At 36.5% G+C, this 15,386-nt stretch carries 18 protein-coding genes; 8 read left to right on the plus strand and 10 right to left on the minus strand.

Going from position 1 to position 15,386, the window contains the following annotated elements; translation table 11 throughout:
- Window positions 1–47: 47 nt before the first annotated feature.
- Complete coding sequence (locus HUV91_RS07165) at window positions 48–515, plus strand: Lrp/AsnC family transcriptional regulator (RefSeq protein WP_130072784.1); 468 nt, start codon at window positions 48–50, stop codon at window positions 513–515.
- Window positions 516–602: 87 nt separating this feature from the next.
- Here the strand turns inward: HUV91_RS07165 and HUV91_RS07170 are convergent, their stop codons facing one another.
- Together HUV91_RS07170 and HUV91_RS07175 are read right to left on the minus strand one after the other, a co-directional pair.
- Window positions 603–2,135: a pyridoxal phosphate-dependent decarboxylase family protein gene (locus tag HUV91_RS07170; protein WP_130072785.1), complete on the minus strand. Its 1,533-nt coding sequence runs from the start codon at window positions 2,133–2,135 to the stop codon at window positions 603–605.
- 3 nt (window positions 2,136–2,138) lie between these two features.
- A complete protein-coding gene (locus HUV91_RS07175) occupies window positions 2,139–3,512 on the minus strand; it encodes a diaminobutyrate--2-oxoglutarate transaminase (RefSeq protein WP_130072786.1) in 1,374 nt (457 codons plus the stop codon).
- Between the two features lie 465 nt (window positions 3,513–3,977).
- On the opposite strand from HUV91_RS07175, the gene HUV91_RS07180 reads away from it, so the two are divergent.
- The 3 genes from HUV91_RS07180 (at window position 3,978) to HUV91_RS07190 (ending at window position 6,377) form a co-directional block, all read left to right on the plus strand.
- On the plus strand, window positions 3,978–4,682 hold the full coding sequence (locus HUV91_RS07180) for an SIMPL domain-containing protein (protein ID WP_174492977.1): 705 nt from the start codon (window positions 3,978–3,980) through the stop codon (window positions 4,680–4,682).
- A gap of 195 nt (window positions 4,683–4,877) precedes the next feature.
- A complete protein-coding gene (locus HUV91_RS07185; RefSeq protein WP_174492978.1) occupies window positions 4,878–5,474 on the plus strand; it encodes a phosphatase PAP2 family protein in 597 nt (198 codons plus the stop codon).
- Window positions 5,475–5,597: 123 nt separating this feature from the next.
- On the plus strand, window positions 5,598–6,377 hold the full coding sequence (locus tag HUV91_RS07190) for a sulfite exporter TauE/SafE family protein (RefSeq protein WP_174492979.1): 780 nt from the start codon (window positions 5,598–5,600) through the stop codon (window positions 6,375–6,377).
- 129 nt (window positions 6,378–6,506) lie between these two features.
- Here HUV91_RS07190 and HUV91_RS07195 read toward each other — a convergent pair whose 3' ends face one another.
- Both HUV91_RS07195 and HUV91_RS07200 read right to left on the minus strand, forming a co-directional pair.
- Complete coding sequence (locus tag HUV91_RS07195; RefSeq protein ID WP_130072790.1) at window positions 6,507–7,601, minus strand: fatty acid desaturase family protein; 1,095 nt, start codon at window positions 7,599–7,601, stop codon at window positions 6,507–6,509.
- A 12-nt stretch (window positions 7,602–7,613) separates the two neighbouring features.
- A complete protein-coding gene (locus tag HUV91_RS07200) occupies window positions 7,614–8,681 on the minus strand; it encodes a ferredoxin reductase (protein WP_174492980.1) in 1,068 nt (355 codons plus the stop codon).
- A 141-nt stretch (window positions 8,682–8,822) separates the two neighbouring features.
- Between HUV91_RS07200 and fabR the strand changes: the two genes are divergently transcribed.
- On the plus strand, window positions 8,823–9,518 hold the full coding sequence (gene fabR / locus HUV91_RS07205; RefSeq protein WP_130072792.1) for an HTH-type transcriptional repressor FabR: 696 nt from the start codon (window positions 8,823–8,825) through the stop codon (window positions 9,516–9,518).
- Between the two features lie 30 nt (window positions 9,519–9,548).
- Here fabR and HUV91_RS07210 read toward each other — a convergent pair whose 3' ends face one another.
- On the minus strand, window positions 9,549–9,680 hold the full coding sequence (locus tag HUV91_RS07210; RefSeq protein ID WP_174492981.1) for a LuxR C-terminal-related transcriptional regulator: 132 nt from the start codon (window positions 9,678–9,680) through the stop codon (window positions 9,549–9,551).
- A 6-nt stretch (window positions 9,681–9,686) separates the two neighbouring features.
- Window positions 9,687–10,286 carry a LysE/ArgO family amino acid transporter gene (locus tag HUV91_RS07215; RefSeq protein ID WP_174492982.1) on the minus strand — a complete coding sequence of 200 codons (600 nt, stop codon included), beginning with the start codon at window positions 10,284–10,286 and terminating at the stop codon, window positions 9,687–9,689.
- Between the two features lie 129 nt (window positions 10,287–10,415).
- Between HUV91_RS07215 and HUV91_RS07220 the strand changes: the two genes are divergently transcribed.
- Window positions 10,416–11,312 carry a LysR family transcriptional regulator ArgP gene (locus HUV91_RS07220; RefSeq protein ID WP_174492983.1) on the plus strand — a complete coding sequence of 299 codons (897 nt, stop codon included), beginning with the start codon at window positions 10,416–10,418 and terminating at the stop codon, window positions 11,310–11,312.
- Between the two features lie 22 nt (window positions 11,313–11,334).
- Here HUV91_RS07220 and HUV91_RS07225 read toward each other — a convergent pair whose 3' ends face one another.
- A complete protein-coding gene (locus HUV91_RS07225) occupies window positions 11,335–11,907 on the minus strand; it encodes a nicotinate-nicotinamide nucleotide adenylyltransferase (protein WP_174492984.1) in 573 nt (190 codons plus the stop codon).
- A 104-nt stretch (window positions 11,908–12,011) separates the two neighbouring features.
- On the opposite strand from HUV91_RS07225, the gene HUV91_RS07230 reads away from it, so the two are divergent.
- The gene (locus HUV91_RS07230) at window positions 12,012–12,812 is read left to right on the plus strand and encodes an enoyl-CoA hydratase-related protein (protein ID WP_174492985.1); all 801 of its coding nucleotides are present in this window, start codon (window positions 12,012–12,014) and stop codon (window positions 12,810–12,812) included.
- Between the two features lie 94 nt (window positions 12,813–12,906).
- On the plus strand, window positions 12,907–13,665 hold the full coding sequence (locus HUV91_RS07235) for a nitroreductase family protein (RefSeq protein WP_174492986.1): 759 nt from the start codon (window positions 12,907–12,909) through the stop codon (window positions 13,663–13,665).
- Window positions 13,666–13,751: 86 nt separating this feature from the next.
- Here HUV91_RS07235 and HUV91_RS07240 read toward each other — a convergent pair whose 3' ends face one another.
- The 3 genes from HUV91_RS07240 to HUV91_RS07250 form a co-directional block, all read right to left on the minus strand.
- Complete coding sequence (locus tag HUV91_RS07240) at window positions 13,752–14,066, minus strand: NGG1p interacting factor NIF3 (protein WP_130072798.1); 315 nt, start codon at window positions 14,064–14,066, stop codon at window positions 13,752–13,754.
- A gap of 74 nt (window positions 14,067–14,140) precedes the next feature.
- A complete protein-coding gene (locus HUV91_RS07245; RefSeq protein WP_174492987.1) occupies window positions 14,141–14,869 on the minus strand; it encodes a hypothetical protein in 729 nt (242 codons plus the stop codon).
- 26 nt (window positions 14,870–14,895) lie between these two features.
- Window positions 14,896–15,360: a hypothetical protein gene (locus HUV91_RS07250; protein WP_174492988.1), complete on the minus strand. Its 465-nt coding sequence runs from the start codon at window positions 15,358–15,360 to the stop codon at window positions 14,896–14,898.
- Between the last annotated feature and the right edge of the window lie 26 nt (window positions 15,361–15,386).

Below are 15,386 nucleotides of genomic sequence, written 5' to 3' on the forward strand. Positions count from 1 at the left end.
TTTTTTGCAATATGCATGATCTGTGTATCATAAAAGGATTTTATGCAATGGATAAGTTTGATTGGCAAATCATACAAGCATTACAACGCAATGGACGTTTAACCAATCAAGAAATTGGCGACACGATTGGATTATCAGCTTCACAATGTTCTAGACGTCGACAGATCTTAGAACAAAAAGGCATTATTTTAGGTTATAGCGCCCGAATTCTTCCACAAGCACTCGGAATAAACGTTATGGCAATGGTTCATGTTAATTTAAGTACGCATGGTGCTGTATCAAAACAGGCTTTTCAAGATTTAATTGAATGTGAAGATCAAATTCAGGAGGCTTTTTCTTTAAGTGGAGATGCAGACTATATGCTCAAGGTTGTTGCTGAAAATTTGGAACAACTTTCACATTTTGTCACAGAGCGTTTGTTGTCTTGTGACTTTATTGGACACATAAAGTCTTACATTGTTTTAAAAAATTTTAAAGAAAAGAATCAGATCATGATGAAATCTAAATTTACTTAATGAGAAATACACAAGTTGATAAAAAGTTCATTTTCAAATCAAAAAACCCAGTGCTAAAACTGGGTTTTTCTTTGATAAATACAATGATTAATCAATTGCAGGCGTATAACTACCATCCGCAATAGCATCTTTAATACGATCAGCTTCTGCAAGCACTAAAGCAAGTAAATTCTGTACGTTTTCTAAAGTTGCCACTGGACTTAAAGTGGTCATTTTCAATGATTGAACATTGCCCACTTTGGTCACACCAATATTGGCTTCACCACGTGCAAACAATTCATCTGCCACGTTTTGATTCAGAGAGTCCAATAATTCCACAGGATAACCTTCAGGAATCACACGGAACAACACAGACGCAAATTGTGGATCGACCAACATTTCAAGACCGTCTGTTGCATTGATATAATCCGCAACTTCACGTGTAAGTTTCACACCGTGATCGATCATTGAACCATAAAGCTCTTCACCCAAGTTCTCAATCGTCATCCACAATTTCAACGCATCGAAACGACGAGTTGTTTGTAATGATTTAGACACTAAGTTTGGAACACCATGCTCTTCATCATAAGCAGAGTTTAAATACTCAGCTTCGTAGTGCATGAAACGATAGTTCGCTTCATCTTTTAACAAGAATGCACCACATGAAATGCTTTGGAAATAATGCTTATGGAAATCCAATGTGATCGAATCTGACAATTCAATACCGTCTAACATTGAACGGTAGTCATTTGACAGAATTAACGCACCACCCCATGCCGCATCGATATGCATCCACGCGCCATATTTGGTGGTGATTTCACGAATTTGTTTCAGTGGATCAATGGCACCCGCATCGGTTGTGCCCGCAGTTGCAACCACACATGCCACGATTTTGCCTTCAGCTTGCAAATGCGCCATGGTTTTTTCCAGTGCATCCACATCCATCTGAGCATTTTCATTGACAGGAACAGTCACGACTGATTGGAAACCCATGCCCATCATTGCCATGTTCTTTTGCACAGAGAAATGCGCATTTTCAGAACAAATGACTTTGACATTACGCATTGCTTCATTTGGCACGCCATCGCGCTGAACCGACCACGGATTACCGTTTTCGTCTTTCCAGTTTTTTGCGATACACCAGTCACGAGCAAGTAGTACGCCCATCAAGTTAGATTGTGTACCACCAGAAGTGAACACGCCTGCTTGACCTGCACCATAACCCACTTTTTGACGTAACCAATCGATCAATTGAACTTCCATCAAAGAACCCGCAGGGCTTTGATCCCATGAGTCCATCGACTGGTTCGTTGCATTAATCAATACTTCAGCGATTTGACTTGTCACCATGGTTGGGCAATGCAAATGTGCTAAAGAATGTGGGTGATGTACTTTTAAGCTTTTGTTTAAGAATAACTCAACCATACGCTCAAGCGATTGGTGAAGACCTAAACCTTCTTTAGATGGGTTAAAAGAAATCGCTTGGCGAAGTTCTTTAATGCTACCACCTGTATACATTTTGTCGTTTTGCAACCATGCTGCGACCGCTTTGGTCGCCTCACCCATTGCTGACTCATAGTCAGCAATAGATTGAGCATCATTGCAGAGTAACGCTTTACGATGTTCTGCAAAATCTACCATAAATTACGCGCCTCGAACTGCAACAAGCGCTTCTGCAACAGCTTTCTTAAAGCGTGCAATAGCTTCTTCACATTCTTCTTGAGTGATGATCAATGGGCAAAGCAGACGAATCACTGTGCCGCTACGACCACCTTTTTCAAGCAATAATTTATTGTTGAAACAAGCAGTTTGGATTGCAGCAGCCAATTGCGAATCTGCAGGAAGAGAACCCATGTGATCCGCTTGTTTACGTTCATCTACGATTTCAATACCGATCATCAAACCACGACCACGAACATTACCAATACATGGGAATTCTTGCGCTAATTTTTTCAATTCAGCTTGTAAGAAATCACCACGTTCTTGTGCGTTTTGAGCAAGATTTTGTTCTTTAATGGTTTTAATGGTTGCAAGACCAGTACCCATAGCAAGTTGGTTACCACGGAAAGTACCCGTGTGACCTGCAGGTTGCCAAGCATCAAACTTACGTTTAATTCCTAATACAGCCAATGGTAGGCTACCACCCACTGCTTTCGACATCACAACGACATCAGGTTCGATACCCGCATGCTCAAAGGCAAACATTTTACCTGAACGTGCAAAGCCCGCTTGAACTTCGTCTAAAATCAATACGATGTTGTGACGCTCTGTCACTTCACGGATTTTTTGCAACCATTTTACAGGTGCAGTCACCACACCACCTTCACCTTGAATTGCTTCAAGAATTACAGCAGCTGGTTTAGTGACACCACTTTCGACATCTTCAATGAAGTTTTCGAAGTAATACGTTAAGGCATCTACACCTGCTTCACCGCCAATGCCTAATGGGCAACGGTATTCATGCGGATATGGCATAAATTGTACGCCTGGCATTAAGCCATTGACCGCATTTTTAGCAGATAAGTTACCTGTCATCGCCAATGCACCGTGGGTCATCCCGTGGTAACCACCAGAAAAACTGATAACTGTGCTACGACCTGTATAGGTTTTCGCTAATTTAATTGCTGCTTCTGTACCATCTGCACCAGATGGACCACAGAACTGTAAGCAATATTCTTCTTGACCACCTGGAAGCTGTTCAAGAAGTGCTTCAGTAAAAGCATCTTTTAAAGGCGTTGTTAAATCTAAAGTATGCAGAGGAAGACCACTCGCTAAAGTGTCCTGAATACTTTTAATCACCGCAGGATGATTATGGCCTAAAGCCAATGTTCCTGCCCCAGCTAAACAATCGAGGTACTTTGTACCTTCAACATCGGTAACCCAACAACCATGTGCTTCCGCTATCGCTAACGGTAATTTACGTGGATAACTACGAACATTCGATTCCATCTGACTTTGGCGAGTCAAGTAGTATTCGTTTGTGGAAGTGGCAGCAGGATTTACAGAAGTAACGCTCATATCGAATTACCATCTCTGATATGGGTTGAAAGAAATAAGTCGGGTGACTTGCGGTCCTTTGACTCGGTGCTTTATAGAATCTAGTTAGAGCGATTTTGAATATTCATAACTAGGAGCGCGATAATACAGTTTTTTTCAAGAAAATAAATATCTTTTATGTACTTATCGCCTATTCGTTTATCGAAAAAAACGCTCATTAACATCTATACTATAATTATCATCATACTCTGTGACAAAGCAAAGAAAAGTCGATGATTTGCTCGTTTTTAATTTCTACAATATTTTAATCTATTTATTTTTTACAAAACATAAATAACACACTAATTTATATCATATTTTAATTTATTATTTGTTGCAAACTTGGTATAAATTATTACAAATGCACCACAAATTATGCAAAAGCTCTCCCTGACTTGTGCTTAATATCAAATAAAGAATTTCAATGAATACTTCTAAGGAAAAACTATGCGTTATTTAGCTTTAACCACTTTACTTTTAGGAACAACACTGAGTACCCTAACTATGGCAGCAGAAAATGACGCATTGAACTATAATGTTGTCAATGTACAAGCAGATGCAACCCGTCAAGTCTCTAATGATGAGATGCATGCTGTCTTATTTATTGAAAAAACCAACAAACAACCTGCTGAATTGTCTGCCCAAATCACACAGCTCATGAATCAAGCCATGAGCATTGCCAAAAAATATCCACAAGTTAAAGTTGAAACAGGCTCTCAAACCACTTACCCAGTCTATGACAATGACAACCAAAAATTAAAAGAATGGCGTGGTCGTGCCGAAGTTCAAATTGAAAGCAAAGACTTTAAAGCCGCGAGCCAGTTGATCAGTGAGTTACAACAAAGCTTCCAAACTCAATCAATTAATTTTACAGTATCTGATGAGCAACGAAAAAAAGTTGAAAATGAACTCATGGTTGAAGCATCCAAAAACTTTCAGCAACGTGCACAAATTTTGACACAGGCATGGAATAAATCGGCATATAACTTGGTGAGCTTAAATATCAACACCAATAATTCTTATCCTCAGCCGCTCTATGCAGCGCGCGCTAGCATGGCAAAATTTGAAGCAGCCGATGCAGGTGGGCAAAACATGGCTTCTGGTGAATCTAAAATCACTGTCAACGCCAATGGATCTATCCAATTTAAATAAGTCTTCTTATTTTTGAAACACACATACCTTATAAAACAGTAGATCAAGCCATGGTTCTACTGTTTTTTATTCAATAATCGCAAAATACGTCTCAAATTTTGAGTTACATTGTTGGCTTTAGGTGAGCACTATATTTCATTTTAATGACAAGATGCTTACAGTAGCCTACCGTCGCTTTACTTGAACTTTCCTCTAATGTCGATTGAAAATTTAAATTTTGCTATATTTAATCTTTTAAATGCGCCCGAACATGCATCATCCTTTATGGTGCACTATGCGATTTTCATTGCTAATGATTTATTGTATTTAATGATTGTTGTATTTGCCATCCTGTGGTTTCGTGGCGATGAACAAGTCAAAAAACAAATTTTAAAAGCATTCATTTTTACTTGTGTGACGCTGTCAATGAGTCAGTTAATTTCACATTTTTTTTATTCTCCACGACCTTTTGTCATGGAAGTCGGTCAAACCCTCATTCAACATCAACCGACAGGTTCATTTCCAAGTAATCACATGACGATTTTTAGTAGTATCGCCTTTGCTTACTATTTTTCATCACAACGTGAATTGGGTAAATTGCTGATTTTGGTCGCGTGGTTAGTGGCATGGTCTCGTATTTATGTGGGTGTGCATTTTCCACTCGATATGATTGGTGCTTTTTTGTTGGCATTATTGGTCAATTTTTCTGGACTCATGTTATGGCACAAATATAAAGACTTGATTTTAAATCTGGTCTTATCAATTTATTATCGTATTTTTAGACCTTTCATTGATAAAGGGTATATAAAATAAGCATCGCCTTACACATTAGATCAACCAAGTCTCAAATCATGAGACTTGAGTAATTTTATGACTTTCATTGTAAATACTTCTAGCATAAACTCGCAACATCTCCTTTAAATATCAGCGCTGACCATGGAATATCAAACCCTTTTAATGGGTCTCGGCTTTTTCGCATTCTGTGGTGGGCTGATTGATGCAGCAGTAGGTGGTGGTGGTTTAGTCCAATTACCTGCCCTCATGCATGCTTTGCCAAAACACAGTTTAGCCACTGTTTTCGGTACCAATAAAATGATTGCAATGGCAGGTACATTGTCTTCTGCACTTGCTTACTTTAAGAAAGTAACTATCAATTGGAAGTTAATCTTACCGACCATGGTTGCTGCATTTATATTTTCTTTCTTTGGAGCAATGTCAGTTTCGCTCATTCCCAAAGAACTCATGCGTTATATCGTGTTCTTTTTGCTGATTGCAATTGCCATTTATACATTTGCCAAAAAAGATCTTGGGCAAGTTCATACCGTTTTACAAGCAGGGAAAAGGGAAATTGCGCTCGGCATTTTGTTTGGTGCATGTATTGGTTTTTATGATGGTATTTTTGGTCCCGGAACAGGCAGTTTTTTATTATTCTTATTTGTCAAAGTCTTTGCTTTTGACTTTTTAAATGCCTCTGCTTCGGCAAAACTCGTCAATGTTGCGACCAATGCAGCCGCAATGTTTTTCTTTATTCCAACAGGTCATGTGATTTGGCTCGCAGCCGTTGTCCTTGCTGTATGTAATATTTTGGGAGCTATTACAGGTACGGCGTTGGCAATGAAATATGGCAGTGGTTTCATTCGTATTTTCTTTTTGATTTTATTGGTCTTTTTAATTGGGCGAATGGGTTATGATCTATTCTCTTTGTCTTTATTTTAATGCTTTTTTCAATCTTCAATGCTCATACTGAGCACAGTCAATTTATCGTATTAATCATCATGACAACACTCAAACTTATTCCCAATAAAAAACCGCTCTAAAGCGGTTTTATTTCAAAATGAATGCTGATTATTTTTTAAATGGAAAAGCATATTTGACAATACGTCCAAGTACCTGACCATACTGTTTGAATAAGCTTGCATTGTTATAGTTCAAACCATATTTTTCACATACAGCCTGTACTTTCGGTGCCATTTTACGATAACGACGTGCAGGAATTTCAGGAAATAAATGATGCTCAATTTGATGGCTTAAATGACCCGTCAGAATATGGAATGCTTCTGAACCCGTTAAGTTCGAAGAACCACGAATTTGACGCATATACCAATGTCCACGGCTTTCATTTTGTAATACTGTTTTAGGAAAAACTTCTACATCTTTAGTGAAATGACCACAAAAGATAATACTAAATGTCCAAACGTTACGAATGCCATTTGCAACTAAATTGCCCGTGAACACAGGCAACGCCGCAGGTCCTGCAATTAAAGGAAAAAATACATAATCTTTAAAAAATTGCTTACCTATTTTTTTCTGCGTCGGTTTCCATTCTTCTTTAAATTGTGCCCAAGTTTTACGCTTATAAAAAACTTTACCAATTTCAAGATTTTGGATTGCAACCCCCCATTGGAATAACAAACAAAATGGAATGCTGTATAAAGGCTGTAATAAATAGCCTGGTTTCCAACGCTGTTCAGGGAAAAGACGCAATAAACCATAACCAATATCGTCATCCATGCCTTTAATATTGGTATAGGTATGGTGCTTGTAGTTATGGGTTTGACGCCAATTATCAGAAGTACCGACAATATCCCACTCGTAATCAGTACCCTTAAAACGTGGATCATTCATCCAATCATATTGCCCATGCATGACATTATGACCCAGCTCCATATTTTCCATGATTTTGGCAAAACCAAGTAAACCTGTGCCTAGCAACCATGCTGGTGGGAACCAACCTGCAAAAAGACAAGCGCGCCCTAAAATACTGCTATAGCGAATCGCTGCATAAACCTTTTTAATGTATTTCGCATCTTTTTCGCCAATATCATCAAGAACTTCTTGCTTAATTGCATCAAGTTCACGGGCAAGTTCATCTAACTCAAACTGAGTTAACTCACGGTTTTTAGGATTGGTAAAATATTGAATTTTAACTGGCATATTCATGATAAAACTCGCTTAAATGTCGATAACTAAATCAGTTTGTGCAGTATTTACACAAATTCTAAGTAAATTGTTAGGTTCAGAGTTTTCTTGACCATTCACCATATTTTTGGTTGCACCTTGGGCTTTATTACATGCACATTTGTTGCAAATTCCCATACGGCAGCCATGCTGTGGTTTAATGTTTTGTTGTTCTAAACTCACCAAAATAGACTGACCTTTTGGAATCGCCAGCACTTTATTCGACTGAGTTAAAGTCACATTTACATAGCCTGTTTCATCAGAAATGATCGGCGTAAGGCTAAAGGCTTCACTTTTAAAATCATGTGCAGACTGAAATAAACTTTCCCCAGTGCGGACAAAACCTGATGGTCCACAAACATAGACCGTACTTTGTGTAAGGTCTTTCACCAAATGTAAATATTCAACATTTAAACGTGCATCTTTAGGCGTATCTTGTGTATAAAAAACATCAAATTTAAAGTTTGGATATTGTACTGCCCATTGTTCAAACTGCTGTTTAAATGCAACATCGGCATGTTTTTTTACCCAATACAGCAGATGTACGGTTTGCTCTTTATTTTTTTTGTTTTGAAGCAGATCCTTCACTAAGCTATACATTGGTGTAATGCCGCTTCCCGCAGCCAATAATACAAGTGGCTGGGTTGTGTTTGGCAGTTGCATTTCACCATAAGGCTGACCAAACTCAAGAATATCTCCGACTTTTGCTTGTTCATTCAACCACTGACTAACGATACCTTTTTCAACTTTTTTTACTGTTAATACAACATGTTGTTTATCAAGTTGAGTCAAACTGTAAGTACGCTCATAGCGACGACCATTAATTTCAATCGTGATGGGATGATGTTGCCCTGCTTGCCCATGTTTAAAATTACGATTTACTTGAATGGTCAAACTCACCATATCAACAGCGGTTTGTTCTTTTTGGACAATTTTTCCAAGTGCTTGTTGAATTGACCATAAAGGATTAATTTTTTGTAGCCAGAAGTTGCTTGCATGAGTGCCCAATACAACTTCAAATATTGAATTTATAGGAGATTTTTGCTTTTCAATAGCATGCATCAGAGGCGTACCACTCAATAGAATTTAAATTATTATACATATGTATATATATTTGTATATACAGTTGTATTGTATCTAGACATTTCATTTATGTAATGGCAACGGCTATAATAGTTAAATAACTTAATTTACTTGATATTTATGAAGCAAAGCTCTGCACTCTCTGAAAATTCTATTTCCGTTCAAGACACAGATTCTGCTCTTGAAAAAGTATCTGTGCGTTCAGTAGGCAGAAAAGCAACCATTACTAAAGAAGAGCTTTTTCAAGCTGCATTAAATTTAATTAGCCCACAAAAAAGTATTTCTTCTTTAAGTTTAAGAGAAGTTGCACGTGAAGCAGGCATTGCACCCAATAGTTTTTATCGACACTTTAAAGATATTGATGAACTTGCAATTGAGTTAATTGACCGTGCAGGCGGTGTCTTACGTCAAATTTTGCATCAAGCACGTTTACAAGCAACCAAAAATGGCAGCATTATTCGAAGTTCTGTTGAAGTATTTATTGAACAACTAGATGCTGACGAAGGAAATTTAAGTCTATTATTACGTGAAGGTTATACAGGTTCAATTCAATATAAACATGCGGTAGATCAACAATTGGCTTTTTTTCAACAAGAGTTACAAGAAGATTTAATTCGCTTAGAAAAACTAAATCGGCATAAACTCATTCATCCTGAGCTTGTCGCTAAAGCCATTACACAATTGGTCTTTAACATGGGAGCAAAAGTATTGGATCTGCCAAATCATGAACGTAAAGAAGTGGCTGAACAAACCATGATTATGATTCGCATGCTGCTAGAAGGTGCGCGTCATATGAATGAAGCAACCATTCCTTAAACCTTAAAATTATCTATGTATAAAGGCTTATTATTCACTGAATAAGCCTTTATTTTGTACAACATGAATGACTTTAGTACGAGAGTTTACTTCAAGTTTTTGATCAATATTTTTGATATGAACATCCACTGTGTATTTCATAATCACAAGTTGATGATTCATTCAAATTCAATTCAATAGCAAATTAAAAGCCATCGCCCACATCATCAAAGCAATCATCATATCCAAAATTTTCCATGCTTGAGGTCTTTGAAAAATCGGTTGCAAAAATCTTGCACCAAATCCTAAGACAAAGAAAAATATAAATGAAGCTGTCATTGCACCGAAAGCAAAATACATTTTGTTTGCTGCATACTGTGTAGAAATTGAACCCAACAAAATCACTGTATCTAAATAAACATGCGGATTTAACCATGTTAATGCAGCACAAATGGCTAAAATCTTCCACACATTTTCTGCTTGAGTATCACTTGCAGATAAGCTTTGATTTTGCGTTACAGCAGCATAAAAATGTTGTGCACCATAAATAAATAAAAAAGCAGCACCAAAATATTTTGTGATGCTCAAAATTTGCGGATAACTTTGAATGACTTGGGCAAAACCTGTTACCCCTAGCGCAATTAAAATTGCATCAGAAGTAGCACAAAGTAAACATACCCAAAATACATATTGTCTTTTTAAACCTTGTTTGAGAACAAAGGCATTTTGTGCCCCAATGGCCACGATCAGACTCATACCAATCGCAAATCCATGAATAAATGATTGCATTTTAACTATACGATAACATCACTGAATGTCGTCATTATCTCGTTTTCCATTCAAAAATAAATTATTCTTAGAAAATCTCATCCAAACTAAATTTTTCTTAGTTAAATAAAGCCAAAATGAGCCATAAATATGTTACAGAGCAAACAAAGTGAAGCATTTTTAGCCATTGCCGAAACAGGAAGTTTTGAACTCGCTGCAATCCAACTCAATATCACAGCTTCAGCAGTCACATTACGGCTACAAACATTAGAAAAACAATTAGGACAAGTATTAATTTTACGAGAGCGTCCTTGCCGTGTTACACCAATGGGACAAACGCTATTACAACATCTACAACATATTCGCTTAATGGAAAGTGACCTATTACAAAATTTTCAAGGTAAACATCAAGCATCTGCTTTTTATAAATTAAAAATCGCAACCAATGCAGACTCTTTAGCCACATGGTTATTGGCTGCACTACAACAATCTGTACAACAACAGAACATTTTATTAGATTTAAAAATTGATGATCAAACTCAAACCCATCATTTACTCGAAGCAGGTTTAGTCAATGCCTGTATTTCTACCGAAAAAACAGCTATGCATGGTTGTCACACACATGCTTTAGGAAAAATGACCTATCGTATGGTGGCAAGTAAAGCTTTTTATCAACAGTATTTTAAAAATGATATTTCACGTGAAGTTTTAAAAAATACACCTGCTGTAATTTTTAATGAAAAAGACCAACTACATCAGCAAATTTTAACGCAACATTTTGGCTTAACTCAAACTATGTTTCCTTATCATAGTGTTCCATCTTCAACGGCTTTTGCAGAAGCAATTTTATTGAGCTTTGGTTATGGTCTACTGCCTGACTTTCAAATTGAGAATCGCATTCAGAATGGTCAACTCATTGAAATAATGCCTTTTGCCCAAATACAGATCCCTTTATATTGGCATCATTGGAAGCGACAATCGCCTCAACTCGAAGCTTTGACACAGCATCTGATTCAACAGAGTAAATATCTATTTGAATCAGAATAATGTATATATTTAAAATTTTCGATTAAAGCTCAATATTCGATGTATCTTGAGCTGCAAATTTAGCTTTGAGTTGCTGATAATGATCAGTGTGTTGAAATTTTTGTAAAAACTCCACTGTTCCAAGCGGAAATTCAGCCTGTTTAATTTCACCCTGAAAGTATGCTTCCCTGAGTGGGGTGGCTGAAATTGACCCTTTCAAACTATCTAACTCAACCATTTTCCATTCAGGAAAAAGCTGTAAATAATAAGAAGATTCATCCTTAAAGTGACCAATTAAACCCACTCGATCATCAGGTTTAACCACTTCATTGACCAAAGATTTCACCAATTTCACCCATTTCACATCATTATAAACATCAATAACATGTACAAAATGGATACGTTTTTGATTTTCAGCTGAAAAGTTAGAGAGAATCATATTTTCACGTTCTTCAGCACTAAAAGGATTTTTAATATTACGCTCATTTTGTGCCGAACCTAATGCCAAAATTATATTTTGACTTTGTGCTAATGCAATGTTTATAGTTTGCATATGTGCCAAATGAAAAGGCTGAAAACGACCTATATAAATCAGATAATCAAAACAATATTGCATCATAGTCCTCATTTTTATGAACTGACCAGTTTGCGTCTACACATAAAATATGCGACATAATGGCGTTATAAAAATCCAATGAATTTTAAAGCAAGGATAGTACGATGACCCTCAGTTGTATTCAACAGCCACATCCACATTTAAATGCAAATTTAGACAACGGCACACTCACTTTAGCGATTAATCGTCCTGAAGCAAAAAATGCACTTTATGGCGACTTATATTTATGGATTGCGCAAGCATTGGATGAAGCCGATCATGATGATGCTGTACGCAATATCATTCTCCGCGGTCAAGACAATGACTTTACTGCTGGTAATGATATGCAAGACTTCTTGGCTTTTGCACAAAAGCCTCTAGATCGTAAAGCAGGTATGAATCCGCCATTTGTGTTATTAAAGTCGGCTGCTCGTTTTTCTAAACCATTGATTGTCGCTGTGCGCGGCGTAGCCATTGGAATTGGTGTCACTATTTTATTACATGCAGATTTGGTTTATAGCGACAATACAGCATTATTCCAAATGCCGTTTGTTAGTCTAGGTCTATCTCCTGAAGGTGCCGCAACACAGCTTTTGGTACAACAAGCAGGTTATCATAAAGCGGCTGAGCTTATTTTTACTGCACAAAAATTTAATGCAGAAAAAGCTTTCGCTACAGGCTTAGTCAACGAAATTGTAGAAGATGCTTATGCACATGCTGAAGCACAAGCACGCCATTTATCTTCACTTCCATTGGCTTCATTAAAACAAAGTAAAGCCTTAATGAAACACAATTTACAACAAATCATTGAATGTGTAGACCATGAAGCTGAAATATTTATGACCCGTGTCAAATCACCTGAAATGGCAGAAGCTGTTTCAGCATTTATGCAAAAACGTAAACCCGATTTTTCTCAATTTAACTAATTGAGTATATGATGAGCCAAAGCCACTGAAGTCATAATATTCAGTGGCTTTTTCATTTTAAATGCTAATTTATTTTTCATCTCAGGCAAATCTTATGTCACAAGAAAATTCAACTAAACAACGTTATTATGAACCTGCTCCACAAGATATTGATGTTGATAACTTTAAGCTTGTTCTGCAAAGCCGCCGCTCTGTACGTAAATTTACAGAAAAGCAAATTCCAAACGACATTTTAGAGCAATGCTTAGATTTAGCTTTGCTTGCACCGAACTCTTCTAATTTACAGCCTTGGACATTTTATGTTGTGCAAAATCAAGCGAAGAAAACACAATTGGTCAAAGCTTGCTTAGGTCAATTGGCTGCAAAAACAGCTGCTGAACTGATTGTTTGTGTCGCACGTACCGATCGTGTCAATGAAATGTCAAAACGTAATATCAGTGAATTTCCATTTCCTGAAGTACCACCAGCGGTGAAAAAATATTACAAATATATTCCGTATAACTATAAAACGGGTTATTTCAACACTTTGGGTAATTTTAAAAAGGTGGCATTTAAAATTGCCCGTAGTATGAATAAGCAATTGCCTGTAACTGCTTTTAATCCTGCTGATGCCCAGCTTTGGGCCGCAAAAACCACTGCATTGGCTTGCGAAAATTTTGTCTTGGCTTTGCGCGCGTATGGTTTTGATAGTTGCATGATGGAAGGCTTTGATGAACCTATGCTACGTCAAATTTTAAATTTGAATGATCAACAATATCCCGTTATGGTGATTGCCGCGGGTGAACGTGCCAAAGATGGCGTATTCTTCCCACAGTATCGTTTTGATCGTGATTTATTTATTGAAAAGGTTTAAAAATAAAGTCCTCTCTCCCGTTGAGGGATGAGAAATATTGTTTCGTAAAGAGAGGATACTTTTGAACTGACTTATGTCAATTAATGTCAATTAATCTCAACCATCTGAATAAACTCAAAAGCAGGCTCTTCATAAGGATGGCTTGCTTTTAAAGCTTTTGCCACTTTTTTCGCTTTATCTTCAGGAACAATCGTTTCCACACGCCATTCAGGGATTTGCTCTAAAACATCCAACTCACCAATAAATGGATGTGCGCCTTGCACAGGTTTAAATTGCCCTGTGCCTAACACTTGCCATGCACAATGTTCATAATTTCCAATTCCACCTGCGCCTGCTGCAAATATTGCTGTTTTTGTCGTCTCTAAATGTGACTCGGGAACATAATAAATTAATTTTAACATCTCAGTTTATTTCCAATAAAATAGCATAGGGTTTCAATTTTTTTGCAAATATAATACTCAAGTTATTTTAAATTCTAAAACACCCTAAACTCAACTTGAAGCCATATCCAAATAAATTTGTAAAATATAAAATAAACAACAAAAATTAATCCTAAAATATAGATTATTATTGAAGAAATATTGTTTTTATAATCTTTCAAACAACTGAATAAAGATGCAATACAAATGCTAGAAGCAATAATAAAAATTAAAATGAAAGAAAATACATACATGTTTTTTGTATAACGGATTTTATTATATCTTTTAAAATTTGGATCTGCATTTTTAAAATAGATACGTGCTTCTTGTCCCTCACTAATCACCGTTGCTTTGCTGATCCAATATAAGTTTTTACGTTTCAACATCACACTATAATCAGGGCTATAATAAAACTCAGGATAGCTTATCGGATATTCAGCATCAGAGATTAACTTTAGTTCAGGGCGATTAATTTTAAAAAAACTAAATTGTTGACTCACTAGAGTTTGTCCAGTTTTTTTATTTTTAACAATGAGTTCTGGAGCTTTAGGTTTTATCGTTTTACCTTTTTTAGAGTGGAAACTAAAAATAAGATCTTCAACTTCTAATTCTTTTTCTAATGTCCAATTTAATTTATAACTGATTTCATATTCAGTTAATGCAGCTAAATATGCTTTACGATATTCACTAAACATCACAGTAAACCAAATAATCGCGCATAAAATAACAAAAATGACTTTTAATTCTCCTTTCACATCTGGTTTTGCTATCTGTTCATTATTCATATTTTTAGCTAAGTCATTTCTTTTGTTTATTCTGTTTCAGTCACTTGTTGTATTTGATCGGGTGTCACAAAAAGTCCTAACACTTTTGCACCGCCCTCATGTCCTTTAAATACCACCGTAAAACGAATAGGTTTGTCAGGATAATCATAATAATAAGTCACTGAAAATATTTTACCTACTTTTAAATCAACTGTTTTTGCACGATACACCACCTCTTTTGGCTCAATCACATGGTCAGGCATTATTTCAAAAATTTCTGGCAGCACTTGTGGATTATTATTTAATAATTTATGAACATCGAGTTCGACTAACTGATAAACCTTAATCTCGTTTTTTTCAACCAATGCCGTAAAGAGTTGTTGCGCCTTAGCATCTTGTACTGTACTACTTTCTGGAATTTCACCGATTGCCTTTTCAAGCACCGCATTGCCAACTTTTTCACACGCCATTAATGGCAAACTTAAACACAAAATAAGTAAAATATTCTTCATTCAAATCCCAGTTTATTTTTATAAAA

Origin of the sequence: Acinetobacter sp. Marseille-Q1623 (assembly GCF_902809895.1) — a bacterium.
GTDB classification, from domain to species: Bacteria; Pseudomonadota; Gammaproteobacteria; order Pseudomonadales; family Moraxellaceae; genus Acinetobacter; species Acinetobacter piscicola_A.

Bases quoted from the DNA above. Each gene is read 5' to 3' on its own strand.
- HUV91_RS07165 (WP_130072784.1), top strand. From the start codon at position 48: ATGGATAAGTTTGATTGGCAAATCATACAAGCATTACAACGCAATGGA.
- HUV91_RS07170 (WP_130072785.1), bottom strand. From the start codon at position 2,135: ATGGTAGATTTTGCAGAACATCGTAAAGCGTTACTCTGCAATGATGCT.
- HUV91_RS07175 (WP_130072786.1), bottom strand. From the start codon at position 3,512: ATGAGCGTTACTTCTGTAAATCCTGCTGCCACTTCCACAAACGAATAC.
- HUV91_RS07180 (WP_174492977.1), top strand. From the start codon at position 3,978: ATGCGTTATTTAGCTTTAACCACTTTACTTTTAGGAACAACACTGAGT.
- HUV91_RS07185 (WP_174492978.1), top strand. From the start codon at position 4,878: ATGTCGATTGAAAATTTAAATTTTGCTATATTTAATCTTTTAAATGCG.
- HUV91_RS07190 (WP_174492979.1), top strand. From the start codon at position 5,598: ATGGAATATCAAACCCTTTTAATGGGTCTCGGCTTTTTCGCATTCTGT.
- HUV91_RS07195 (WP_130072790.1), bottom strand. From the start codon at position 7,601: ATGAATATGCCAGTTAAAATTCAATATTTTACCAATCCTAAAAACCGT.
- HUV91_RS07200 (WP_174492980.1), bottom strand. From the start codon at position 8,681: ATGCATGCTATTGAAAAGCAAAAATCTCCTATAAATTCAATATTTGAA.
- fabR (WP_130072792.1), top strand. From the start codon at position 8,823: ATGAAGCAAAGCTCTGCACTCTCTGAAAATTCTATTTCCGTTCAAGAC.
- HUV91_RS07210 (WP_174492981.1), bottom strand. From the start codon at position 9,680: ATGAATCATCAACTTGTGATTATGAAATACACAGTGGATGTTCATATC.
- HUV91_RS07215 (WP_174492982.1), bottom strand. From the start codon at position 10,286: ATGCAATCATTTATTCATGGATTTGCGATTGGTATGAGTCTGATCGTG.
- HUV91_RS07220 (WP_174492983.1), top strand. From the start codon at position 10,416: ATGTTACAGAGCAAACAAAGTGAAGCATTTTTAGCCATTGCCGAAACA.
- HUV91_RS07225 (WP_174492984.1), bottom strand. From the start codon at position 11,907: ATGCAATATTGTTTTGATTATCTGATTTATATAGGTCGTTTTCAGCCT.
- HUV91_RS07230 (WP_174492985.1), top strand. From the start codon at position 12,012: ATGACCCTCAGTTGTATTCAACAGCCACATCCACATTTAAATGCAAAT.
- HUV91_RS07235 (WP_174492986.1), top strand. From the start codon at position 12,907: ATGTCACAAGAAAATTCAACTAAACAACGTTATTATGAACCTGCTCCA.
- HUV91_RS07240 (WP_130072798.1), bottom strand. From the start codon at position 14,066: ATGTTAAAATTAATTTATTATGTTCCCGAGTCACATTTAGAGACGACA.
- HUV91_RS07245 (WP_174492987.1), bottom strand. From the start codon at position 14,869: ATGAATAATGAACAGATAGCAAAACCAGATGTGAAAGGAGAATTAAAA.
- HUV91_RS07250 (WP_174492988.1), bottom strand. From the start codon at position 15,360: ATGAAGAATATTTTACTTATTTTGTGTTTAAGTTTGCCATTAATGGCG.